The organism is Aeromonas sp. ZOR0001 (assembly GCF_000801015.1).
Lineage (GTDB): Bacteria > Pseudomonadota > Gammaproteobacteria > Enterobacterales > Aeromonadaceae > Aeromonas > Aeromonas veronii.
Genome location: NZ_JRJY01000110.1, coordinates 65,885 through 89,315, shown reverse-complemented (window position 1 = coordinate 89,315; position 23,431 = coordinate 65,885). Strand labels below are relative to the sequence as shown.

Annotated in this window: 17 protein-coding genes, 1 tRNA gene and 2 pseudogenes; 9 read left to right on the top strand and 11 right to left on the bottom strand. The window is 61.1% G+C overall.

Annotated features, from left to right (window positions below):
* The 3 genes and pseudogenes from L972_RS14815 to L972_RS14805 form a co-directional block, all read right to left on the bottom strand.
* Nucleotides 1-701, bottom strand: a pseudogene (locus L972_RS14815) (DEAD/DEAH box helicase); the annotation flags it as partial.
* A gap of 432 nt (nucleotides 702-1,133) precedes the next feature.
* A complete protein-coding gene (locus L972_RS14810; RefSeq protein ID WP_047439178.1) occupies nucleotides 1,134-2,219 on the bottom strand; it encodes an ATP-binding protein in 1,086 nt (361 codons plus the stop codon).
* Complete coding sequence (locus L972_RS14805; protein ID WP_040065122.1) at nucleotides 2,216-2,944, bottom strand: response regulator; 729 nt, start codon at nucleotides 2,942-2,944, stop codon at nucleotides 2,216-2,218. Before L972_RS14805 ends, L972_RS14810 begins: the two co-directional genes overlap by 4 nt.
* Nucleotides 2,945-3,101: 157 nt before the next feature.
* Between L972_RS14805 and L972_RS14800 the strand changes: the two genes are divergently transcribed.
* Both L972_RS14800 and L972_RS14795 read left to right on the top strand, forming a co-directional pair.
* Nucleotides 3,102-4,259: an efflux RND transporter periplasmic adaptor subunit gene (locus L972_RS14800; RefSeq protein ID WP_047439177.1), complete on the top strand. Its 1,158-nt coding sequence runs from the start codon at nucleotides 3,102-3,104 to the stop codon at nucleotides 4,257-4,259.
* Between the two features lie 15 nt (nucleotides 4,260-4,274).
* Nucleotides 4,275-7,409: a multidrug efflux RND transporter permease subunit gene (locus tag L972_RS14795; protein WP_047439176.1), complete on the top strand. Its 3,135-nt coding sequence runs from the start codon at nucleotides 4,275-4,277 to the stop codon at nucleotides 7,407-7,409.
* Between the two features lie 86 nt (nucleotides 7,410-7,495).
* Here L972_RS14795 and L972_RS14790 read toward each other — a convergent pair.
* Nucleotides 7,496-7,585, bottom strand: a tRNA-Ser gene (locus tag L972_RS14790).
* Between the two features lie 439 nt (nucleotides 7,586-8,024).
* Here L972_RS14790 and L972_RS14785 point away from each other — a divergent pair.
* Together L972_RS14785 and L972_RS14780 are read left to right on the top strand one after the other, a co-directional pair.
* A complete protein-coding gene (locus L972_RS14785; RefSeq protein WP_047439258.1) occupies nucleotides 8,025-8,933 on the top strand; it encodes a L,D-transpeptidase family protein in 909 nt (302 codons plus the stop codon).
* A gap of 39 nt (nucleotides 8,934-8,972) precedes the next feature.
* Nucleotides 8,973-9,962 (top strand): DUF481 domain-containing protein, encoded by a 990-nt coding sequence (locus L972_RS14780; protein WP_047439175.1) that lies wholly within the window; start codon nucleotides 8,973-8,975, stop codon nucleotides 9,960-9,962.
* A gap of 2 nt (nucleotides 9,963-9,964) precedes the next feature.
* Here the strand turns inward: L972_RS14780 and L972_RS21490 are convergent.
* The 3 genes and pseudogenes from L972_RS21490 to rihA form a co-directional block, all read right to left on the bottom strand.
* Nucleotides 9,965-10,114, bottom strand: a pseudogene (locus tag L972_RS21490) (IS3 family transposase); the annotation flags it as partial.
* Nucleotides 10,115-10,175: 61 nt separating this feature from the next.
* On the bottom strand, nucleotides 10,176-10,661 hold the full coding sequence (locus L972_RS14775; RefSeq protein ID WP_047439173.1) for a hypothetical protein: 486 nt from the start codon (nucleotides 10,659-10,661) through the stop codon (nucleotides 10,176-10,178).
* A 33-nt stretch (nucleotides 10,662-10,694) separates the two neighbouring features.
* A complete protein-coding gene (gene rihA / locus L972_RS14770) occupies nucleotides 10,695-11,630 on the bottom strand; it encodes a pyrimidine-specific ribonucleoside hydrolase RihA (protein WP_047439172.1) in 936 nt (311 codons plus the stop codon).
* A gap of 222 nt (nucleotides 11,631-11,852) precedes the next feature.
* Between rihA and L972_RS14765 the strand changes: the two genes are divergently transcribed.
* Nucleotides 11,853-12,581: an RluA family pseudouridine synthase gene (locus L972_RS14765; protein ID WP_047439171.1), complete on the top strand. Its 729-nt coding sequence runs from the start codon at nucleotides 11,853-11,855 to the stop codon at nucleotides 12,579-12,581.
* Nucleotides 12,582-12,722: 141 nt separating this feature from the next.
* On the opposite strand, the gene udp is transcribed toward L972_RS14765, so the two are convergent.
* Nucleotides 12,723-13,478 carry a uridine phosphorylase gene (gene udp, locus L972_RS14760; RefSeq protein ID WP_005337975.1) on the bottom strand — a complete coding sequence of 252 codons (756 nt, stop codon included), beginning with the start codon at nucleotides 13,476-13,478 and terminating at the stop codon, nucleotides 12,723-12,725.
* Nucleotides 13,479-13,860: 382 nt separating this feature from the next.
* Here udp and yiaY point away from each other — a divergent pair, with 382 nt between their 5' ends.
* The 3 genes from yiaY to L972_RS14745 all read left to right on the top strand — a co-directional run bounded on the left by yiaY (nucleotide 13,861) and on the right by L972_RS14745 (nucleotide 16,288).
* The gene (gene yiaY, locus L972_RS14755) at nucleotides 13,861-15,012 is read left to right on the top strand and encodes an L-threonine dehydrogenase (protein WP_047439170.1); all 1,152 of its coding nucleotides are present in this window, start codon (nucleotides 13,861-13,863) and stop codon (nucleotides 15,010-15,012) included.
* Between the two features lie 136 nt (nucleotides 15,013-15,148).
* Nucleotides 15,149-15,487: an outer membrane protein assembly factor BamE gene (gene bamE / locus L972_RS14750; RefSeq protein ID WP_005337980.1), complete on the top strand. Its 339-nt coding sequence runs from the start codon at nucleotides 15,149-15,151 to the stop codon at nucleotides 15,485-15,487.
* A 171-nt stretch (nucleotides 15,488-15,658) separates the two neighbouring features.
* Nucleotides 15,659-16,288 (top strand): NAD(P)H-binding protein, encoded by a 630-nt coding sequence (locus tag L972_RS14745; protein WP_047439169.1) that lies wholly within the window; start codon nucleotides 15,659-15,661, stop codon nucleotides 16,286-16,288.
* A 155-nt stretch (nucleotides 16,289-16,443) separates the two neighbouring features.
* Here L972_RS14745 and L972_RS14740 read toward each other — a convergent pair whose 3' ends face one another.
* Both L972_RS14740 and L972_RS14735 read right to left on the bottom strand, forming a co-directional pair.
* Complete coding sequence (locus L972_RS14740) at nucleotides 16,444-18,138, bottom strand: pyridoxal phosphate-dependent decarboxylase family protein (protein WP_047439165.1); 1,695 nt, start codon at nucleotides 18,136-18,138, stop codon at nucleotides 16,444-16,446.
* Nucleotides 18,139-18,360: 222 nt separating this feature from the next.
* Nucleotides 18,361-19,377, bottom strand: coding sequence for a lipoate--protein ligase A (locus tag L972_RS14735; RefSeq protein WP_047439163.1), 1,017 nt, complete (start codon nucleotides 19,375-19,377; stop codon nucleotides 18,361-18,363).
* A gap of 430 nt (nucleotides 19,378-19,807) precedes the next feature.
* Between L972_RS14735 and L972_RS14730 the strand changes: the two genes are divergently transcribed.
* On the top strand, nucleotides 19,808-22,270 hold the full coding sequence (locus tag L972_RS14730; protein ID WP_047439161.1) for a diguanylate cyclase domain-containing protein: 2,463 nt from the start codon (nucleotides 19,808-19,810) through the stop codon (nucleotides 22,268-22,270).
* Nucleotides 22,271-22,321: 51 nt separating this feature from the next.
* On the opposite strand, the gene L972_RS14725 is transcribed toward L972_RS14730, so the two are convergent.
* On the bottom strand, nucleotides 22,322-23,431 hold a 1,110-nt coding region (locus L972_RS14725), incomplete at its 5' end, for an ABC transporter permease (protein WP_047439160.1).

Genomic DNA, 23,431 nt, shown 5'->3' with positions numbered 1-23,431 from the left:
CACTGGCCCAGCGCGGTGAGCAGCCGCTCGCCAAGCGGGCCGCTCTGGCTCTGCTGGGCCAGCGCCTGCAGGGCTGGCCAGCCGGGGGCGGCATCCTTGTCCTCGCCGGTTGGCGATGTGCTCTCGCCATCCCCGCAGAGCCAGCGCCACTCCGCCTCGAACGCTTTGGCCCGGGCCTGTACCTCGGGGGCGCAGCGCACCAGCGCATTGGCCAACGGCCAGCGCTCTTCATAGGGGGCATCAAGCAAGAGTTGCAGCGAGAAGTGCTCCAGCAACATTTGCTGCCAGGCGGGGCTGGAGCCCGCCAGCAACTGGTGAGCGTCCGGGGTATCAAGCAGGGTCAGCAGATCGCTGGCCGAGAAATAGGTGGGGATCTCCCCCGCTTTGCCGCGGCAGAGCTCGCGCACCACCGCATGGGTAAGATCCTGCCCGGTCAATGAGGGCACCCGGCTCCAGTCCGGCGCCGGGCAGAGACCGGCACGCACCCCCAGGATCAGCGCCAGCGTCCCCTCGGCGGTCAGGCTCCACTGCTGCTCCCCGCGCAATCTGACCAGCCCCGCATCCTGCAGTCGGGTCAGTTTATCGATCAGGGCATGGCCTATCGCCAGTTGTTCTTGCAGCAAACGGGTACTGGCAACGCGCTGCAATTGCAGGGTGGCGAGCAGGGCATAACTATCCGAAGAGAGGGTGGACGCAGACATCAAGACTCACGGGCAAGTGCAAAAGCGGAATTTTAACGGTAAAGCGCCAGCGGCTCGACCCTTTACCGTGAAATAACTCAAAAAAAAACGGCCATCCATGATGACCGTCGAAAGTAACGAAGGAAATAGCCGGAACATCCGGTTACCTCCCACAGCGGGAAAATCGGGAGCGCTAGCCCCTAATTCGTGGAGCCAATGCTAGAGGTTGGCGCCCGAAAAAGCTTTGAAGCGGATCACAGTTGAAAAGGATTTCTGAAAACGGTTTCAATTTTTAGCGGCAAAAAACCATGATTTCGCGCCAAATGAGCCATGTCCCAACCCCTCCTGCTCACCCGGCACAAGCGGTGAAGACCCTATAACGGTCGCTTGTCGAACGCCCCTGTGCTGGCAGCTGCCAGCTGTATAGCTTCATCAGAACCTGCCGCCCCTAGGCTAGATTTCAGGGCCACCGGACATGGCCGAGATGGGCCAGGAGAGCACGAATCGGCTCCCTCCCTGCCCGGTAGCTTGGCAAACCGCGCTGCCGCCGTGCGCCTCGGCAATCGCCTTGACCACGGCGAGTCCGAGTCCGCTACCGCCGCTCTTGCGCGAGCGTGACGGATCTCCCCGACGAAACGCATCGAAGATACAGGCGGCGACCTCCTCGCTGATGCCAGGCCCCTCATCTTCCACACTCAGGACGCACACACTCTCCAAGCGATGCAGCCGCACGGTCAGCAGGCCCGGCAGCGCGTGCTTCTGGGCATTTTCCAACAGCGCCATCAGGGCCTGACGGATGCGAAACAGATCGCAGCAGACATGAAGTTCGCTATCCAGCTCCCGCTGCAACACAAATCCGCTCGCCGCCAGAGGGCTGGCAAATGCCTCAAGCACCACGGCAAGCTCGTCGGCCAGCCTGACCTCGGTCCGCTGCAACTCCAGATGGCCGCTGTCGTTGAGGCTCAATACCCGCAAATCCTCGATCAGGTGATTGAGCCCCTCCACCTGACGCAGCAACCCCTCGAAGAGTTCGCTACTGGGAGGAAATACCCCTTCGGCCAGCCCCTGCAAGCGGCCGCGCAAAATGGTCACCGGAGTGCGCAACTCGTGGGCGATGGCAGCATTCCAGAACTCCCGCTCGCGGGTCATGCTCTGCAGCCGCTCGGCCATGGCGTTGAAGTCGCGCACCAGTTGCGCCGTCTCCCCGATCGCCTGCTCATCCTCCGGCACGCGGGCATCGAGTTTGCCCTCGGCCACCTCGCGCAGGCTGGTTGCCACCGAGTTGAGGGGAGTCAGGATGCGGCGAGAGAGGCGAACCGCCACGTACAGCGCCATCCCCAATGCAATGAGAATGGTGGAGCCGATCCATAACATCTCGACTCTGGAGGGCACCCAGGTCTCGGAGATGCTGCCCGGCACAAACGCCACGGCGATGCCATAAAACACATAGGTGCCGATCACCGCGAGGGAGATGATACCAAGCGTCATCAAGCCCAGAGAGCGGATGATCTGCCTGCGAAGGCCGGGCGCCGATTTCATGCATCGCCCCCGAAGCGATAGCCAACCCCCCAGACACTGGCGGGGACCCCCTGAATGCCGTGTGTCTCCAGTTTTTTGCGCAACTTGCTGATGTGGCTATCCACCGTACGCTCCTGGGTATCCCCCTCCGGCAAGCAGTGAGTCAGCAGTTCGGCGCGACTGAACACCCGTTTCGGCGCCCGCATCAAAGAGGCGAGCAACTTGAACTCGGTCAGGGTCAGCTCCAGCACCTGCTGCTGGTCATCGCGGAAAATGCTGGCCTCGTGGCTCTCCAGATCGATCTGAAACTGGCCGACCCGCAACACGTTCGCCGTGGCAGGCTTTACGGCTCGGGTGCGCCTGAGCACGGCCTGCACTCGCGCCACCACTTCGGCCGGATTGAAGGGTTTGACCACATAGTCATCCGCCCCCATGCGCAGCCCCATCAGCTTGTCGAGATCCTGATCGAGGGCGGTCAACATGATCACCGGCGTATCGCCACGCGCCCGGATCTCGCTGAGCACCTGCCAGCCATCCAGTTGCGGCATCTGCACATCCAGCAGCAGGAGATCGGGTTTGAATGCCTGATGCATGGCCAGCGCTTCACGGCCATCGGCGGCGTGCAGGGAGCGCAAGCCATGACGTTGCAGGTAAGCGGCGAGGATGTCGGCGATCTCGGCTTCATCCTCTGCAATCAGTACCAGTGACTGGCCCGCCGGGCTGGCGGAAGCATTGAGATGGGACATAGTCGGACTCGAAAAAAGGTGGCGTTGAACTTTATCATCGCCTCCATGGATTCTCCACAAAGCCTCGAATCATTCGCAATAGCCCCTCGCCATAATGGCCGCTCGATGCACTCTTCGGTCACATCACACCGGAGAGACGGTTTAACGAGGTGAGTGGATGATGTTTGTCAAACAGCGGTATGCGGGCGCCCTGCTCGCCGTCATTGCCGCATTCGGGTTGGCGGGGTGCGACGCCGCGCCGCAAGAGCAGGAGGCACCCGCCCTGCCTCAGGTGTCGGTGCTGACATTGACTGGTCGGGAGCTTGTCATCAGCGAGGATCTGCCCGCCCGGGTGGCAGCACTGCGCAGCGCCGACATTCGCGCCCAGATCAGCGGCATCGTGCAGCGCCGCCTGTTCGAGCAGGGCGCCGAGATCAGCGCTGGCACAGTGCTGTTCCAGATAAACCCGACCCCCTTCAAGGCCGATGTCGACAGCGCCGCCGCCGCATTGCAACGGGCCGAGGCCGTGCTGGCCCGCGCCCGCATCCAGATTGACCGCCTGAAGCCGCTGCTGCGCACCGACGCCATCAGCCGCCAGACCTATGACGATGCGGTCTCCCAGCGGGATCAGGCGGCCGCCGATGTGGCCCAGGCCAGGGCGACCCTGGCCCGGCACCAGCTGAACCTGCAATTTGCCAGCGTGGAGGCCCCCATCGCCGGGCGCATCGATCAGGCGCTGGTGAGTGAAGGGGCCCTGGTGTCGCCCACCGATACCACTCCCATGGCCCGGATCCAGCAGATTGATCAGGTCTACGTTGATGTGCGCCAACCGGCCTCGGTGCTGGAATCCCTGCGCCAGCAGGCTGGCTCAACGGCACCGGAACTGGCGGTGGAGATCCTCGGTAGCAATGGCACACCGCTGGGCATGCAGGGGCGCATCCTCTTCTCCGGCATCGAGGTCGATGCCGGAACCGGCGACGTGCTGCTGCGGGTGCTGGTGGATAACCCTGAGCGGCGCCTGTTGCCCGGCCTCTATGTGCAGGCGCGCATCCCCCGTGCCCGCTATGCCAACGCCCTGACCGTACCCCAGCAGGCGGTAGTTCGCACCTCGGGTCAGACCAGCGTGTGGGTGGTGGATGGCCAGGGGCAGGCACAGCTGGTTCCGGTTAACACCGCTGAACTGGTGAATAGCCAGTACCGCATCGCGTCCGGGCTCAGTGCCGGGCAACAGGTGGTGATCGAAGGGATCGACCGTCTGACCTCGGGGGTTCAGGTCATTGCCTCCCCCTGGCAACTACCCGCCGTCAGCCAACCGGCTGACAGCGGCATTCGCTGAATCGGAGAGTTATCCATGCCGCAGTTTTTTATCCATCGCCCGGTGTTTGCCTGGGTGATCGCCCTGTTCATCGTGCTGGCAGGGGTCATCGCCATCCCCAAGCTCCCCATCTCCCGCTATCCCTCGGTGGCGCCGGTATCGGTGACCCTCTATGCCACCTATCCGGGCGCCACACCGCAGACCCTGAACGATGCGGTGGTGAGCCTTATCGAGCGCGAGCTGTCGGGAGTGAAGAACCTGCTCTACTTCGAGTCGTTGGTGGACGCCTCGGGCAGCGCGCAGATCACTGCCACCTTCAAGCCGGGCACCGATCCGGAGCTGGCCCAGATGGACGTGCAAAACCGCATCAAGGCGGTCGAACCTCGCTTGCCACAAGCGGTGCGGCAAACCGGCTTGCAGGTGGAGTCCGCCTCCTCCGGCTTTCTGATGATGGTCGGCATGACCTCACCGGATGGCCGCTTCGATGAAGTTGCCCTCAACGACTACATGGCACGCAATATTGTGCAGGAGCTGCGCCGCATCGACGGGGTAGGACGAGTGCAACTGTTCGGCGCCGAGCAGGCCATGCGCATCTGGGTAGATCCGGCCAAACTCGCCGCCTACGGGCTGACCATCGGCGAGGTGGCGCAGGCCATCGAGCAGCAGAACATCCAGATTGCCCCGGGGCGCCTCGGTGACGAACCCGCCCTGCCGGGGCAGCGCCTGACGGTTCCCCTCACGGTTCAAGGGCAGCTGACGACCCCCGAGGCATTCGCCGCCATCGTGCTGCGAGCCGGTGGTGATGGCGCCAAGCTGGTGCTGGGTGATGTCGCCCGGGTCGAGCTGGGGGCACAATCCTACGCCTTTTCCAACCGGGAGAACGGCGTGGCTGCCACCAGCGCCGCCATCCAACTCTCCCCCGGCGCCAACGCCGTGCGTACCGCCGATGCGGTGCGCACCCGTCTCGCCCTGCTCGCTCCCACCCTGCCAGCGGGCATGGCCTATTCGATCCCGTTTGACTCGGCCCCCTTCGTCAAGGTCTCCATCGAAAAGGTGATCCACACCCTGCTGGAAGCCATGGTGCTGGTGTTTCTGGTGATGTTTCTCTTCCTGCAGAACCTGCGCTACACCCTGATCCCGGCCATCGTCGCCCCCATCGCTCTGCTTGGCACCTTCGCGGTGATGCTGCTGGCCGGTTTTTCGATCAACTCCCTCACCATGTTCGGCATGGTGCTGGCCATCGGCATCATAGTCGACGACGCCATCGTGGTGGTGGAGAACGTCGAGCGCCTGATGGCCACCCGGGGGCTGTCGCCCCGTGAGGCGACCTCGCAGGCCATGAAGGAGATCACCGGGGCGGTGATCGGCATCACCCTGGTGCTCACGGCGGTGTTCCTTCCCATGGCGTTTGGCAGCGGCTCGGTGGGGGTCATCTACCAGCAGTTCACCCTGTCAATGGCGGTGTCGATCCTGATTTCGGCCTTCCTGGCCCTGACCCTGACGCCTGCGCTCTGCGCCACCCTGCTGCGCCCGGTCAGTCCGGATCATCATGAGAAGCGCGGCTTCTTCGGTGCCTTCAACCGGGGTTTCGAGCGGTTCACGGCAGGCTACGGTGCGCGGGTAACCCGGCAGGTCGGGCGCAGCGGACGGATGATGGCAACCTTTGCCGCCCTCTGCGCTGTGCTAACCATCGCCGCCGCCCAGCTGCCTTCCTCTTTCCTGCCGGACGAGGATCAGGGCTACTTCATGACCTCCATCCAGTTGCCAACCGGCGCCACCAGCGAGCGTACTCTTGAGGTGGTCAAGGCCTTCGAGGCTCACGTCGCCTCTCGCGAGGCGCTGGACACCAACCTGGTGGTGCAGGGCTTCAGCTTCTCCGGCGCAGGCCCCAATGCCGCCATGGCCTTCACCATGCTCAAAGATTGGGATCAGCGTCATGGCGCCACGGCAGCCGAAGAGGCAGATCTGGCACAAGCGGCTATGGCAAATATTCCTGAAGGCACGGTAATGAGCCTGCTGCCGCCCGCCATCGACGAACTGGGCACAGCCTCCGGCTTCACCCTGTTCCTGCAAGACAGGGCCAATCGGGGGGAAGCCGCGCTGCTGGCCGCCCAGGCACAACTGCTGGAACTGGCCGCCAAAAGCCGGGTAGTCAGTGATGTGTATCCCGACAATCTGCCTCCCGGCGAGAGCATTCACCTCGAGATCAACCGACAAAAGGCCGAAGCCATGGGACTCTCGTTCGCCAGCGTAAGCAGTACCCTGTCGGCCGCAATGGGGTCGCTCTACGTCAACGACTTCCCCAACGGCGGGCACATGCAGCAGGTCATTCTGCAGGCCGACGCGTTGGCACGCATGCAGCTCGATGATGTGCTCGGCCTGCGGGTGCGCAATGCCAGCGGCGGCATGGTCCCCTTGCGGGAGGTGGTGACACCGGAATGGCGCGAATCGCCGCAACAGATGATGCGCTTCGATGGCTTCCCTGCCGTGCGTATTGCCGGGGGGGCTGCGCCCGGCATCTCCAGCGGAGCGGCGATGGCGGAGATGGAGCGTCTGGCGGCGCAATTGCCGCCAGGCTTCGCATTGGCCTGGACGGGACAGTCGTTGCAAGAGCGCCAGTCGGCCGAGCAGGCCCCCCTGCTGATGCTGTTGTCGGCGCTGGTGGTCTTCCTGGTGCTGGCGGCACTCTATGAAAGCTGGTCGATCCCGCTCTCGGTGATGCTGGTGGTGCCGCTGGGCCTGCTCGGTGCCGTCGCGGCCGTGATGCTGCGCGGCATGCCCAACGACGTCTTCTTCAAGGTGGGCATGATCACCATCATCGGTCTGTCGGCCAAGAACGCCATCCTGATCGTGGAGTTTGCGCGCCAGTTGCACAGTGAAGGGCGCTCGCTGCTAGATGCGGCTGTCACTGCTGCCCGCCTGCGCCTGCGCCCCATTCTGATGACGTCGCTGGCCTTCACCCTCGGGGTGGTGCCCTTGATGCTCGCCAGTGGCGCCAGCGCGGAGACCCAGCATGCCATCGGCACCGGCGTGTTTGGCGGCATGATCAGCGGCACCCTGCTGGCCATCTTCTTCGTACCGGTCTTTTTTGTCTTCATCATCGGGGCGCAGCAGCGCCTGCACTCCTGGCAGGCACGGCGAGCATCCAACAGCATTCATCCGGCTCGATGACCACAGATACACAGGCGACCGGATAATCCCTCAGCACATCACCAAAAGAAAAAGCCCAACCTGCTAAACAGGTTGGGCTTGGTATGTGGCGGAGAGACAGGGATTCGAACCCTGGGTGGCATTGCTGCCACAATTGATTTCGAGTCAATCCCGTTCGGCCACTCCGGCATCTCTCCGTGGGGAGAGAGTTTTACCCAAGCTGGGCCGAGGATGCAACAAAAATTTCTTATATATCAAATGGCTGAATCAGATATCTGGGAGCAGGCTCACATTGCTTTACGCACGGCTTACGTTGCGAGGCCACTCTTGTATGGCCCTGTATCCACCCGCTCGCACACCCGGCCATTATCCACGTCGTGATATTGCCCCATTGCCATCAGGCGTCTCTTTTTCCTGCTTGGCGCTCAAATTTATGGGTGATGCCGATTTTGGCCGGTTTCCGATGTATCCCCACATCATTACTTGTGCGCGGCAAGCTGGTAATCATGGGCTGATTGAGGAACAATCGCGCCATTCTGGCGGCTGTGTTGATGATGTTCCGCCCCGATTGAACTGATGGATCTTCTTATGCGATTGCCGAAACTCAAGCCCCTATCCTTAACGCCCGCCCTTTCCATGCTACTGGCAGCGATCCTGCTCTGCGCCGCGCCGGCAGAGGCCAAACGCTACCCGCTGCCACCTGCCGGGAGTCGCCTCATCGGTGAGCTGGAGGATTACATCATCCAGCAGAATGAACATCTGGAACTGGTTGGCAAAAATACGCAAATTGGATTTTTGGCGCTACTTGAGGCAAATCCGGGTGTAGATCCCTATTTACCCAAGCCGGGTACCCGCTTGACGCTGCCCACCCAGATGCTGCTGCCTGATGTGCCTCGCGAGGGGATCGTCATCAATCTGCCCGAACTGCGTCTCTACTACTTCCCCAAAGGGAAGAGCGAGGTCATCGTGCTGCCCATCGGGATTGGCGATATCGGCCGCGAAACACCCGAGATGACCACGACGGTCATCGAGAAGAATCCCAACCCGACCTGGGTACCCGGCCCCATGGTGCGCAAATCCTGGCTGGAGCAAAAAGGGATCACCCTGCCCGCCGTGGTGCCCCCCGGCCCGGAGAATCCCCTCGGCAAGTTCGCCATGCGCCTTGGCTATGGCAAGCGCGACTACCTGATCCACGGCACCAACAAGGATTTTGGCGTTGGCCTGCGGGTAAGTGCAGGCTGCATCCGGCTGCGACCTGACGATATTGAGGCTCTGTTCAAGATTGTGCCGATTGGCACGCCGGTGCGGGTCATCAACCAACCGGTCAAGGTGGCCATCGAACCGGATGGTCGCCGCTGGCTGGAGGTACACTCCCCGCTCTCCCGCACCGAAGAGGAGCTTGAAAATGGCGCCCCGCTGATGCTATCACCGGCCATAGAGAGCTTTATCAGCGCACCTGATGTGATGCAGGATGAGGTGACGGCGGCGCTGGAGAGCAAAAATGGCCTGCCCCGCCCCATCAGCAGCCAACTTGTCAGTGGTTAAGTCACCAGCGCCCGAGTCGCACCGGAGTCACCTTACCTCATGAAATTCCTGCCCCTCCTACTCCTGTTGGCCTGTCACTCCTTGTGGGCCAAGGACATTCTCTGGATGAACAATGGCGATCGTCTGACCGGCAACATCGAAGAGATTGGCGAAGAGTCGGTACGCATCTCTTTGCCCTATACCGGTGCCGTTACCGTCAAGCGGGATGCCATCAAGCGCTGGCGGCTGGAGCACCAGGATAAACCCAAGGCGACCGCCAAAGGTGGATTCACCCTGTTCAAGGATGAGCAGGATGAACGCAATGCCTGGCTCTGGACCGGCAGCGGCGATCTCAATGTCAAACTCAAACAGAATGACAAGCAGACCAACAACGTCAACCTCAAGTGGAAAAGCGAGCTGGCCAATCTGGACTGGCGTTACAGCTTCTCCGGTGAATATACCTATGAGACTGCTGACAACGTCACCGACAGCCATGATTATCAGCTCAACCCTACGCTGGACTATTTCTTCAACCAGCAGTGGTTCTTGCGCACCTCACTCGATGCCGAATATGACATGCTGGATAAAGATCGCTATCTGTACATGGACTATGGCTCGGGGCCTGGCTACCGCTTCTGGAACGACAAACGCCGCCGACTGGAGCTGATGGCCCAAGGGGGATTAAGCCGACTCTACTTCCGTGAAGATAGCGAGGTTCCCAAGATTTTTCTGGGTGAACGGGTCATTGACTACCCCTTCGCCGGTTTTAACTGGGATTATCGCCAACCTTTCTCACTCTGGCAGGAGAAAATGGAGCTGTTCAGCCAGGGGCGCTATCTGAAATATCTGGCACAAGCCTCCCCCTATTTCACCCGTAATCAGGATCTGAAAGGCAGTATAGGATTGCGCTACTACTTCAACGACCATCTGCGCCTCTCCTGGTCGAGTGAGCTGGATTGGGAAGATGCTGACATCCTTGTCGACACAAGCAGCCCAGAACCCCGGGAGAGCGAATTAAGACACCTGCTCAGCCTTGGCGCCAGTTTCTGAGTCAACCATACCTGAATGGTCGAATTGCCCTGAATGCTATATCGAGATTGTGCTTGTTGGCAGGTTAGCTCGCCTTTTTCAATCTGCTCGACCAACGCCAGTTTCAAAGTCAGCGAGTAATCGCGCTGTGTCCGTTTCACACCTTGTCCCATCGAGCTCTCGATTTATTGGGGGAAAAAGTGCAAACCATATTCAGGACGGGACACACGAACACTAAAAGCCTACCTCAGCCATGGCTGGCATGGCCGAATCTTCCTGCTCCCCGTCGGACTCACCGCGGGTGCAGTCGATGATGGAGCGCTTGGGATTGTTGGGATCGCGCAAAAGCAGAGGGGCTGAGCCCTCGTCATGCTTCTGCTCGTCGCCAAACTCGCTGCCGTAGGCGTTGTGGGTCAAGCGGCGGGCATTGGCGATGGGGGTATCAACAAAGAGGGCGTGCACTTCGAAGCTGGAGGCCGGCACGATAAAACCGACCACCGGCAAGCCGTGCAGCTCCTCGTGCACCTTGTACCAGGCAAAGCCGTCGCTCACCTTGTAGGGGGTGTAGTTGGCCAGTTGTAGATTGGCGGGCCTGCCCGTCTCATCCACATAGAGATCGGTAAATTCACAGGTCGCCAGCCCCTGCCACATCCGCTCAAATGGCGTCGCACAGCCTGTCAGTTGCAACCCGGCCAGCAGCACCAAGCCTCTCTTCCACATTCCCCGCCCCTTCTTGCAAAAATGAACCGGCGCTCAGTCAAACGCCCGCAGCCGCGTCACCAGCAGATCGATAAAGCCCGGGCGATCCAGCCCCAACAATACCAGCGCATTGGCTGGCTTGCCGGTCAGACCATAACGATCCACCACCGTCATCCCCACGGTATGCTCCCCGCTGGTCTCGATATCGACCCGGCACTCGACTCCGTGGAACAGCTCGGGAGCCAGCAACCAGGCAATGGTACAGGGGTCGTGGAGCGGTGCACCAGCAAATCCCCACTTGGGATCCCGATGGTAGATCATGAAAAAGTCGAGCAGCCCGGCCACGCACTGGGCCACCGGATTGGTGATGGCGCGCACTCGCTCGATATCCTCATCCATCACCTGCGCCTCATGGGTCACATCAAGGCCGCACATGGTGATGGGGATACCCGACTTAAAGACCATATCGGCCGCTTCCGGGTCCACATAAATATTGAATTCCGCCGCCGGCGTCCAGTTGCCAGCCCCTGCGGCGCCCCCCATCAATACGATGCGGGCGATCTTGCCCTTTAGTTCCGGGTGAGCCGCCAGCAGCAGGGCGATATTGGTGAGCGGGCCGGTCGGCACCAGGGTCACAGGTTCTAGGCTCTCGCGCAGACATTTGGCCATCAATTCAAGCCCAGTCATGGCCTGTGGCGCAAAGGCAGGATCAGGCAGTTTGGGGCCATCGAGGCCCGACTCGCCGTGGACGTTGTCGGCGATGATCAACTCGCGGGCCAGCGGTTTCGGTGCCCCGGCCGCCACCGGAATATCGTCACGCCCCAGCAAGGTGAGGATGCGCAGGGCATTGTTGAGGGTCTTGTCCGGCGTCTGGTTGCCCGCGCTGGTGGTAACTGCCAACACGTCAAGTTCTGGGCTGGCCAGCGCCAGAATGAGGGCGATGGCGTCGTCGTGGCCGGGATCACAATCGAGAATAACGGGCAGTGCCATGGGATGAGTCCTTACAACATAACAGGGAGCCATACCTTAACAAGCAAGCCTCGGATGAACTCGGGAAGGGGTCACAAAACGGGGCCTTGTTGCTGACCTGGGCGGTTTGCACGGCACGCCACCTCGCTCAACACGGCTCACTATCAAAAGTTTGCATGGCGTCATGCCGTTCATTTTCCGAGGCAGCGCACCGCCCATTCGCCCGGCCGCGCCGGTTCGGGTATGATCGTCCCCCGTTTCCAGCCCGTGTGCCCTATGTCCGTTATCGTCGACACCTTTATCGCCCCGCCCTGCAAGGCCACCATCGAGATCCTGTTCGAGGATGAACACCTGCTGCTAATCAACAAGCCAAGCGGCCTGCTGAGTCTGTCAGGCAAGAACCCGCAGAACCTCGACTCGGTTCACTATCGACTGGTGCAGGATTTCCCAGGCTGCACCCTGGTGCATCGCCTAGATTTTGGCACCTCAGGCATCATGGTGGTGGCCAAAAACAAGGCCATCAACGCCCAGCTCTGCCAACAGTTCAGCCAGCGGGCGGTGAGCAAGGCCTACAGCGCCCTGCTGTGCGGTCATTTGATTGACGACGAAGGGGTTATCGACGCCCCCATCGCCAAGGATCCGTCGATTTTCCCGCTGATGAAGATCTGCGCCGTCAGTGGCAAACCCGCCCGCTCCCGCTATCAGGTGATTGAGCGGCTGGAGTTGCAGATGCAGGGACAGACCGTGCCTTTGACCCGGGTACGACTGGTGCCGGAGACCGGTCGCACCCATCAGCTGCGCATCCACAGTCAGCTGCTGGGTCATCCCATTCTCGGTTGCGATCTCTATGGCGGTTTGCTGCCGCCCGGCTGCGAACAGGCGCCGCAGCTGATGCTGCATGCCAGCGAGCTGGATTTTGCTCATCCGGTGAGCGGCGAGCCGATGCAAGTGCGCTGTCCAGCGCCGTTTTAGAGGCAGCCAGCGCAAGTGCGACGGGAGCAGTGAAAGGCGTGACGGGAGAGGAAAAGCGGTAAACGGCGGATAAAGATAGGGGCCGCGCTTTCGCAACGGCCCCCACCCCCCACTCGGTACTCTTTGTTACAAAGAGGGCTATCAGATCAGCTTGCGGGCAGCGCCCAGTACGATCTTGATGGCATCAGATTCGGTCTTCGCCATGGTCTCGGCGTTCGGGATCTCTTGCTGGGTACGGTTGACGATAACGCCAGCCACCATACCGGCACGCAGGCCCTGGCTGGAGCACATGGTCAGCAGGGTTGCGGACTCCATCTCATAGTTCAGCACGCCCATGGCTTGCCACTCTTTCATGGAACCCTGGAAACGGCTCACTACGCGGCCGGATACGGTGTCGTAACGCTCCTGACCCGGGTAGAAGGTGTCGGAGGAAGCAGTCACACCGATGTGCAGCTTGGAGCCCATCTCTTTGGCGGTGTTAACCAGCGCGGTGGTGCAGTCGAAGTCGGCAACAGCCGGGAACTCCATCGGTGCGAAGTGCAGGCTGGCACCGTCGAGGCGCACGGAACCGGTGGTCACGATCACGTCACCCACGTTCAAGTGCGGCTGGATGGCGCCAGTGGTGCCGATACGCAGGAAGGTGCGGATACCCAGCTGGGCCAGCTCTTCAACCGCGATGGAGGTGGACGGGCCACCGATACCGGTAGAGCAGATGATCACGGCCTTGCCGTCCATCTCGCCGCGCCAGGTAGTGAATTCACGATGGCTGGCCAGGTGCACCGGGTTATCCAACAGCTCTGCGATACGCTTCACGCGCTCGGGGTCACCGGGGACGATCGCCAGGGTGGCGCCTTGCAGATCCGCTTTCTTCAAACCCAAGTGAAATACATCAGACATATTGGACTCCTGGTTGCCCCCTGCCAGCATGGTCAGGGCACAAGTTAAGATGATTCTTTATGATACTTTCAAGCCTTTACCCCCCTCTTCGGGGAGGCGCCAACTATGGTCGAAAGCGCTTTCCAATTCCTTGAAGCGCCTCACACTTCCACGCATTGACAGTGACAAACATTGCGCAAAACGTTTGCTAACTCAATGAAATAATTGACAAACGTTTTTCTGTCAATCGAGTCAGATGCAGGAAAGTCAAGCCTGGTTCAGCGCTTAATTAACGACTCGTGATCGACCCCGTAAAGTTGTAAACAAGATGCTTTTGTATCCCTTTCTAGATGGTAGCCTAGCTCTCAACTACCACTTAATGGCTAACTATAGGAAGTCCATCATGGCTACATTCAAGTTCTATATTCCCGCTATCAACCTGATGGGTGCCGGCTGTCTGCAAGAGGCCGCCGCCGATATCAAGGGTTACGGCTATCGCAAGGCGTTGATCGTCACCGACAAAATTCTCAACCAGATCGGCGTGGTCGCCAAGCTCACCACCCTGTTGGCTGAACATGGCATTGAAAGCGCTGTTTTCGATGAGACCAAACCCAACCCCACTACCAGTAACGTCGAAGCGGGTCTGGCGATGATCAGGGCAAACGGCTGCGATTGTGTTATCTCGCTGGGTGGCGGCTCGCCCCACGACTGCGCCAAGGGCATCGCGCTGGTCGCCGCCAACGGTGGCAACATCAAGGATTACGAAGGGGTGGATCGCTCCGCCAAACCGCAACTGCCGCTTATCGCCATCAACACCACTGCCGGTACCGCCTCCGAGATGACCCGCTTCTGCATCATCACCGACGAAGCGCGCCACGTGAAAATGGCCATCATCGACAAGCACGTTACCCCGCTGATGTCGGTCAACGACCCCGAGCTGATGCTGGCCAAGCCAGCGGGTCTCACCGCCGCCACCGGTATGGATGCCCTGACCCACGCCATCGAGGCCTATGTCTCCACCATCGCCACCCCGGTAACCGATGCCAGCGCCGTGATGGCCATCGAGCTGATTGCCAAGCACCTGCGCACCGCCGTTCACCACGGCGATGATCTGCACGCCCGCGAGCAGATGGCCTACGCCCAGTTCCTGGCCGGCATGGCCTTCAACAACGCAAGCCTGGGTTATGTGCACGCCATGGCCCACCAGCTGGGCGGTTTCTACGACCTGCCCCACGGTGTCTGCAACGCCGTGCTGCTGCCCCATGTTCAGGCGTTCAACGCCCAGGTGAGCGCCGCTCGTCTGAAGGATGTCGCCCGCTACATGGGTGTTGACGTGAGTGCCATGAACGACGAACAGGGCGCCGCCGCTGCCATTGCCGCCATCAAGCAGCTGGCGCTGGATGTGAAGATCCCGGTCGGTCTGGAGCAGCTCGGCGTCAAGGCCGATGACTTCGATACCCTGGCCAGCAACGCCCTGAAAGATGCCTGCGGCTTCACCAACCCGAAACAGGCGAGCCACGAAGAGATCGTCGCCATCTTCCGCGCCGCCATGTAACGGCTGCCGGATTGCCAGAAAGGGTCGCAGTGCGGCCCTTTTTATTGGCTGATGGATCAATGGCTTTTTACTTCCGTGGAGGGAGTCGGTATGATTTGCCGAGCCAAAAAGACTGTATGGATGATCTGAACTCGATATGCGGATGAAACACCTGATTGCCGCGGCTTTGACCGCCCTCACCCTCTCCGGTTGCAGCCTGGTCTATCGTATCGATATTCCCCAGGGCAACTATGTGGAACAAAAACAGGTCGACAAACTGCGCCAGGGGATGACCCGCGAGCAGGTCAGCTATGTGCTGGGGACCCCCATGCTGCGTGACGGCTTTGACCCCAACACCTGGTACTACCTCTATGAATTCCAGCCGGGCCACGGCGACAAGGAGCGCAAAGAGCTCACTGTCACCTTCGCCAACGACAGGCTGACCACAGTGACGGGTGACTTCCCGCTGCCAGCAGCCTTCAATACCCCGCTCTGATATCCCGCAAAACCGGCCTCGCGCCGGTTTTGTTTTATCCAGCCCCGCGTAATTCATCCTGCCCGACAACACTGCGTCATTTCTCCCCATTGCAGCTGCTCGCAAATTGCCTGATGCTGATGAGCAGCCACCATGGCATCAACACCATCGAATGACACAGGGAGAATCCCCATGAGCCGGATCCTGATTGCCGGAGCCAGCGGCCTGATCGGTCGCGAACTGGTGCAGCAACTGCCTGCCGAACATGAACTGACCCTGCTCTGTCGCAAGCCGGGCAAGGAGGCACACCACTGGCTGCCGGTCAATTTTGATGATCTGGCCAGCGTCACCCTCTCCCGCCCAGTGGATATCGCCTTCTGTGCCCTCGGTACCACCCGCAAGGAGGCGGGATCTGCCGAGGCGTTTCGTCGGGTCGATCTCGACTATGTCATCGCCTTTGCCGAGCTGGCCCGCCGTCACGGCTGTCAGCGGCTGATCGTGGTCTCGAGCATGGGGGCCAGTGCATCGTCCCCGGCTCTCTATCCGCGTACCAAGGGGGAGATGGAGCAGGCCCTGCTGGCCCAATCCTGGCCACGGCTCGCCATCGTGCGGCCCGCCATGCTGCTCGGGGATCGCCAGCCACCGCGCCTCTCCGAGCAGATCTTTCAGACCATCTACCCGCTGTTTCGGCCGCTGCTGGTGGGCAAACTCGCCCGCTGGCGCGCCATCGAGGCCCGTCAGGTAGCTCGCGCCATGATCGCCCTCTCGAAACTGCCCGCCGGGTGCGAGATTGTCGAAAACGAGCAACTGCTGGCCCTCTGAGCCCGGCCTTCCCCACTACTTACGCACAGTGCTGCAAAAACAGAGCCGCAAAAACAAAAGGGCAAGCCAATTGGCTTGCCCTTTGTTTATCTGTTGAGGTCCCCTGACCGCCTCTTGCCATCACAGGCTGCGCTCGGCTGTCAGGGCAACATCCATCAACCGCGAATATGGTCGATAAAGGCGTCGATCTGCTCGCGAGTGCAGGCAGGATTCATAAAGACAGCCTTCTCCCCGGCGATATAGGAGTATTTGCCTCGGGCGTCGTAGTCGGAGTGGGCCACCGCCTCCACCCAGTTGGTGTAGAGCCCCACCTTGCCGCGCCCCTTGAACAGGCTGCGGTGATACTCGGTGTTGCGCTGCAGCCGAGCCTTGTAGGCAGGATCGCCGGAGCGGGCCAGCTCGAAGGCGAACTCGGCCTCCGGATCGCTCACCCACTCGGGGTTGTAGATCTTGAAGCCGACGCTCGGCCCCTGATTCTCCTGCGCCACCAGTTTGACGTTGCCCAGCTGGCTTAACCGGAAGCGGAAGTAGTTGGCATTTTGCAGGCAGTGGGCCAGCACGGTGCGATACCCCTCCACCCCCATATAGTTGAGCGCCGCATAGGCACCAAACAGACCGCTCGCGCCGCGGGAGCACTCGATGGTGGATTGCAGGTGGGTCTGGCCCTGAATGTCCCGCTCGAAGTAGGAGAAGTTCTCCGGGTCATTCTCCATCGCCTTGAGGTCATCCTGCTCCTTGATCATCACCAAGCTGGAGGTGTAGGGCACATAGCCCCACTTCTGGAAGTCGACGGTGAAGGAGTCGGCATATTTGAGCTCGGCAAAGCGCGCCACGTTGCGCTCGATCCCCGCCAGAGTCGCGCTGTTGATGGCGAGCGGGTTGGCGGCAAAGTCGTAACCCAGGAAGAAGATCATCGACCAGCCGATGGCGGCATCGACGTGGATATGGGGCTTGACCGCCACCTCGAACTGCTCGCAGAGGCGATTGCGCAGCTCGAACACGGGTTTCACCTGATCCACCCCGAAAGTGTCGGTAGTGCCCATGGTGAGCATGATGGTGGGCACCACGTGTTTCAGGGCAAAACAGGCGGTCAGGGTGCGCTCGAGGTGGTCGAGATCGATGTCATTGTTCTCCCCCACCTGAATGCGGATAGTCTTGTTCTCGATATCGACCCCGAGCAGGGAGAGGTTGGTGATGTTGGAGTAGTGACCGCCCTGGGAGTTGATGATGCGGTAATCCTGATAGTGGCCGAGCCCCTTGTGCTTGGCCTCGGGCAGGCTTTTGCGAATGCCGAGCAGGTAGCCATAGAGGTTACAGAAGGTCCCCCCCTGGGTGAAGATACCGGTGGCCCGCTCGGGGTCATAACCCGCCAGCAGCGCAATCTGGCGCACCACCTTCTTCTCCAGCTCCTCGGCCACCCCGGCATATTCGGAGTAGACCAGATTGGGGTTGGCCAGAATGCCCAGCTGGGCACCGTAGATAGCGGGGTCTGCCGACATGGTGATGACGTTCTCGACGCTGGAGGGGTTCTCCCAATCCTTCGACAAAGCGGCAGCAAACAGCAGCTCGGCCATCGGCTCGTCCGGGGTGCGCATGGTGGCGGGCACCGGCATGGTCTCGCAGAGATCGGCCAGGCGGGCACGGCCATCAGGCCAGGCATTCAAACGGGTATCGGGGGCCAGGCCACGGGCCCGAAATTCGTTGAGAGTGGCAAATCCGGGTTCGCGAAAAACGGGCCAGAGATCGGGATTGCGCGAGAAAAAGTTGGCTTTGACGGTGGCGAAACGGGCGGAGAAATCGGGGTGGACGGCATTGACGCTTTCGTCTTTCAGATAAACTAAGTCACTCATTTTTATACCATTAGTACAGCAAATGTGCGGCCGTTATACCCCTGAGCCAGCGGGGCCGACAGTGACAATATCTAATGGCCTACCCTACTTTTTGTCATGTATCAGTCATCACAAGGGCTGGCAAAAAGGCGCCTTTGAGGCGCCTCTTTATATTTCGTGATCTTGCTCCCATCCTGGCTGACAGCGCCCTAACTAACGGACCGCCATCAGTGCCCCCCCCCCTCAACGCAGGGAGGTCAACAGCCACTCGGCAAACTCCGCCAGCTCGCTCTGCTGCTGCGGGAAAGCCGCCAGCCAGGGCTGCAGACACGCGGCGACAGCGTCCGGTCGATAGCTACAACCCACCAGTTCGGCCGCCAGCAGATCAAACGGGGCCGGCTCCAGAGTATCGCTAAAGAGCTGCGCCCGGGTGATGACCCCTTTCTCCACATCAAAGTGCAACTCCACCCCGCCCCAGCTGAACCGCTCCTCCAGCAGATGGCTGAACGCCGGGGCATGACCATAGTTCCACTCCCAACTGCGCTGACGGGCGAAGGTCTCGGCAAAGCCCGGCAGATCCGGCATCTGCTCGGGGGAGATATGCTCGGGCTCAACTCGCGCGCCGTAATGGTGGAAAAAGGCCTCCTGCAGCGCCTCGCTCACCTGTTGATGGTCGATCCCCGGTAACAGTTCGCACAGATTGGCCACCCGGCTGCGCACCGAGGTGATCCCCTTGGCCGCCAGCTTCTTGGGGTCGGGGTTGAGGTAGTTGGCAAGGCGGCCGAGATCGGCATCCAGCAGCAGGGTGCCGTGGTGGAACCCGCGATCCAGAGTCTCCCGATAGGCCGACCCCGATACCTTGCGCTCCCCGTCCGAGGTCGCCACCAGCAGATCGTTGCGGCCGGAGGCAAACGCCTCGATCCCCAATCGCTTGAGCCCATCCAGCACGATGGCGGTGGAGACGCTCTTGTCATACTCCGGCTTGCCCGCCATGAAGGTGAAGCAGCTGTTGCCAAGGTCGTGGAACACGGCGCCGCCACCGCTGCTGCGACGCGCCAGGGTCACCCCGTCCTCTTCCATGCGGCGGGTATTGCACTCCTTCCACGGATTCTGGGCACGGCCAATCACCACGGTATTGGCATTGCGCCAGAGGAACAGCACCCGCTGGCCGGGATCCATCTGGCGGAAGATGCACTCCTCAACGGCCAGATTGAACAGGGGATCGTGAGAGTCGGAGAGAAGCAGACGCAAGCGGGACATAAAAAGACCTTATCCGGAACTGGGGGCAGCATGATAACACTGACGAGGTACCATCACTGAGCCATCGCACATTAACCGGTGCGCAGCAGCCGCGATACATTTGCGTCACACCTGACCTCCCCATAAAAGTATCTATTGATATAACGACACAGCTTGACGTGCAACCACGGAAAAAATGCAGTCAAGCCACAATGACAGCAATAAAAACGGGAAAAAGTGGCTAGAATGCGACCACTTCGATAGGCCATATGACTCTCTTATTGGTCACATAACTTGCAAAAAAACGGCATGTATCCATCCCGTGTGATTAACGACACAAAAATGACTTTCCACCCCCCCTATACCCTATTGCAAACGCCTTTTCTCCCCTTGCAGGTGACACAAAATTGCTTGAATCTAGCCTAGACACCGCTCCCGAGAGAAACGTTGTATGACGGAGAACGCAGCCCCCCGCCAGCCCCTCAGCTGGTTTCTGCCAATGCTGGTCAGTATGGTCATCGCGACCCTGACCTCTCCCCCGGTGCGAGCCGGCGAGCAGGTCATCGTCCAGTTGCCGTGGCAACACCAGTTCCAGTTTGCCGGTTACTACGCGGCCATCGCCAAAGGGTTTTATCGGGAGGCCGGTCTGCATGTCACCCTGCGCGAAGCGGACTCCCGCACCGATGTGGTCAGCGAGGTGATCTCGGGAAAGGCCCATTTTGGCATCAGCGGCAGTGATCTGCTGCTGGATCGGGCAGCCGGTCGCCCGGTGGTGGTGCTCGCCGCCCTGCTGCAGCACTCGCCGCTGGTTCTGCTCACGCTGAATAGGCCAGATATTCGCAACCCGGCCGATCTGGCCAACAAGCGACTGATGCTGGAGCCGGGCTCCAACGAGCTGCTGACCTACCTTTCCAACCAGACCCGCAGCCGCGACTGGGTCACCCTCCCCTATAAACAGGGGATAGAGGCACTGCTGGCGGGCAAGGTGGATGCCATCAGCGCCTACAGCACTACCGAGCCCTTCTATCTGCAACAAAAAGGGATCCCCTATCGGGTCTTCAGTCCGCGCACCATCGACTTCGACTTCTACGGCGACAACCTGTTTACCTCCGAGCGGGAGCTGATCACCCGACAGGATCGGGTCTACGCCTTCCAGCAGGCCAGCCTCAAGGGGTGGCGCTATGCGATGGACCACCCCGAAGAGATGATCAACCTCATCATGGAGCAGTACCCGACCGGGGCTGGCCGTGAACAGCTGGAGTTCGAGGCTCGCGAAACCAGAGAGCTGATGCAGCCGGATCTGATCGAACCTGGCTACATGCAGCAGGAGCGCTGGCTGCAGATCGCCAAAACCTATCTGGAGGCGGGCATGCTCACGGTATTGCCCAACCTCGACCGCTTTATCTACGACCCGGCGCAGGAGCGGCTGCGCCAGCAACGGCAACTGCTCGACAAGAGCGTGGCGGTGGCCATGCTCATCACCTTTACCCTGATGACCCTGCTCGGCATCTTCTTGCACCTCTATCTGCGCCTGCGCGAGGAGGCGCGGGATCGCCAGCGGCTGACCCGTGAATTGGCCCAGAGCGAGCAGCACTATCGCTTCGTGGCGGAGAACAGCGCCGATGTGATCTGGACCATGGATGCCGCCAGCTTGCGCTTTCGCTACGTCAGCCCGGCCATCACTCCTCTGAGCGGCTACGAAGCCCCAGAGCTGTTTGCCCTGCCCCTCAAACAGCTGCTGCCCGATGCCTCAAGACAACTGCTGCGCGAGGAGATCTCCGCCACCCTGGAGGCCTGGCAGCGGGGGGAACATGACCAGACTCGCCGGGTCATTCGCACCCAGCTGCGCCACAAGGATGGCCATCTGGTGGCGACCGAGACCATCACCACCCTCCATGGCAACCACAATGCCCAGCCGGAGGCGATACTCGGGGTCACCCGGGATATCACCGAGCGGGCAGCGCGGGAGGAGATGATGCGCCGCCTCGCCTTCTACGACCCCCTCACCGGGTTGCCCAATCGCCGCTTGCTGCAGCAACGGCTCAAGGAGCTGATGGAGCAGGAGACGCCCCGTCCGCTGGCATTGATGTTTATCGATCTCGATCACTTCAAGCCGATCAACGACACCTTCGGCCATGAGACCGGGGATATTCTGCTCAATATGGTGGCCGAGCGGATGAGCCACTGCGTGCGCAAACAGGATCTGGTGGCACGGCTGGGGGGCGACGAGTTCGTTATCTTGCTGCCGGAGAGTGGCGACGAAGTGCTGGCGGTGGCCGACAAGCTGCATCAGCAGCTGCGCCATCCGTTCCAGCTGGAGGGGCAGGAGCTGCTTATCTCCAGCAGTATCGGGCTGGCGCTCTATCCCGAGCACGGGGAGGATGCCAAGACCCTGATGCACCACGCCGATCAGGCCATGTATCAGGCGAAGAATCGCGGCCGCGGCCGGGTCTGCCTCTATACCGAAGGCCTTGATCCCGAGCAGGGCGCCCTGCTGTGGCAACCCGGCCACGAGTGCGGTCACCCGCGCATCGATGCCGAGCATCGCCAGCTCTTCGTATTGACCAACCGGCTGCTGGAGCGGATGAAAGATCAGCACGAGGATCCGGCCCCGTTTCTGGAGAGTCTGGAGAGCCTGTTCGACATGGCTCGTCACCACTTCGCCTTTGAAGAGCAGATGCTGGCGGAGATCGACTATCGGGAGCTCGTCAGCCACCGTCAGGATCACCAGCGCCTGCTCAACAAAGCGAGCCAACTGCTGCACGCCGCCAAAGCGGGGACATTGGGCAACGACGAGCTGCTCAACTTCATCATTCAGGAGCTGGTAGTCGGCCACATGAGTCAGGCGGATCGCCGCTACTTCCCTCTGTTCAGATCTGAGCGCAACGCGCCGGTTGCGGAGGTGGTCACCTAGTTCCCCCCTGTTCAGACCCGAGCGTAACGCGCCTCTTGCGAAAGGAGCGACCTAGTCACCGCGCAGGGCAACTACTGGGTCGAGACGCACTGCCCGCAGCGCAGGAGCGACCCCGGCCAGCAGGCCCACCAGGGCGCTGCAACCGAGCGCCAGCAGCAGATAGAGAGGATGGAGGGTGAGCGGCAAGCCGGCCGCCAGCAGGGTGAGCAGTAGCTTGAGCCCGCCGAGCAGGGCCAGCCCCATGGCCCCGCCCAGCAGCGCCAATACCACGGCTTCGAGCAGGAACAGCAATAGAATGCGCCGCCGTGGGCAGCCCAGCGCCATCAGCAAGCCCACTTCGGGGATCCGCTCCTGCTGGGCGATGCTCATGATGCTGAAGATGCCGACCGCCCCGATCAGCAGCGAGATAATGCCGAGCCCGCCAACCGCCAGCTTGATGATGGAGAGTATCTTGTCGAGGCTGGTCAGCATATCCTGCTGGGAGGTGAGGGTAAAATCCTCGGCGCCGTGGCGGGCGATCAGCAGCCGCCTGATCTGGGCGGTGATCTCGGCCTCCGTCTGCCCGGTGCGATAGATGACGTCGATCTCCTGCAGCCCCTCCTTGTTGAACAGCGCCTGAGCGTGAGCAGCGGGCAGATAGATCATGTCGTCCAGATCAAAGCCGAGAAATTGCCCTTTGGGAGCCAGCACCCCGGCCACCCGAAAACGGCGATCACCGGCCCGCAGCAGACTGCCCGGCGCATCGTCCCCGGGAAACAGCTCCTCCGCCACCTTGGCCCCCAGCACCGCATAGGCGCGGGGCATGGCACTGTCGTCCGCGGGCAGAAAACGTCCCTGCACCAGGGTGAGTCGCCAGCCGGAGAGTGCCGCCGGACCTGTGCCCAGAATGGCGGTGCTGCGGGTGAGCCCGCGGCTGCGTACCTCCCCCTGCCCCTGCACCACAGGGAGCGCCGCCTCTACCCCTGCCAATCTGGCGAGGGCATCGGCGTCCTCCAGCAGCAGGGGACGACTGCTGGAGAGGATGCCGGGCGGGCCGCCGGCGGTTTCGGTCTTGCCCGGGGTCACGGCGATCAGCCGGGTGCCAAATTGGGAGAAGCTGTCGAGCAGATAGAGCCTGAGCCCCTCGCCGATGCCGGTGAGCAGGGTCACCGAGGCGATCCC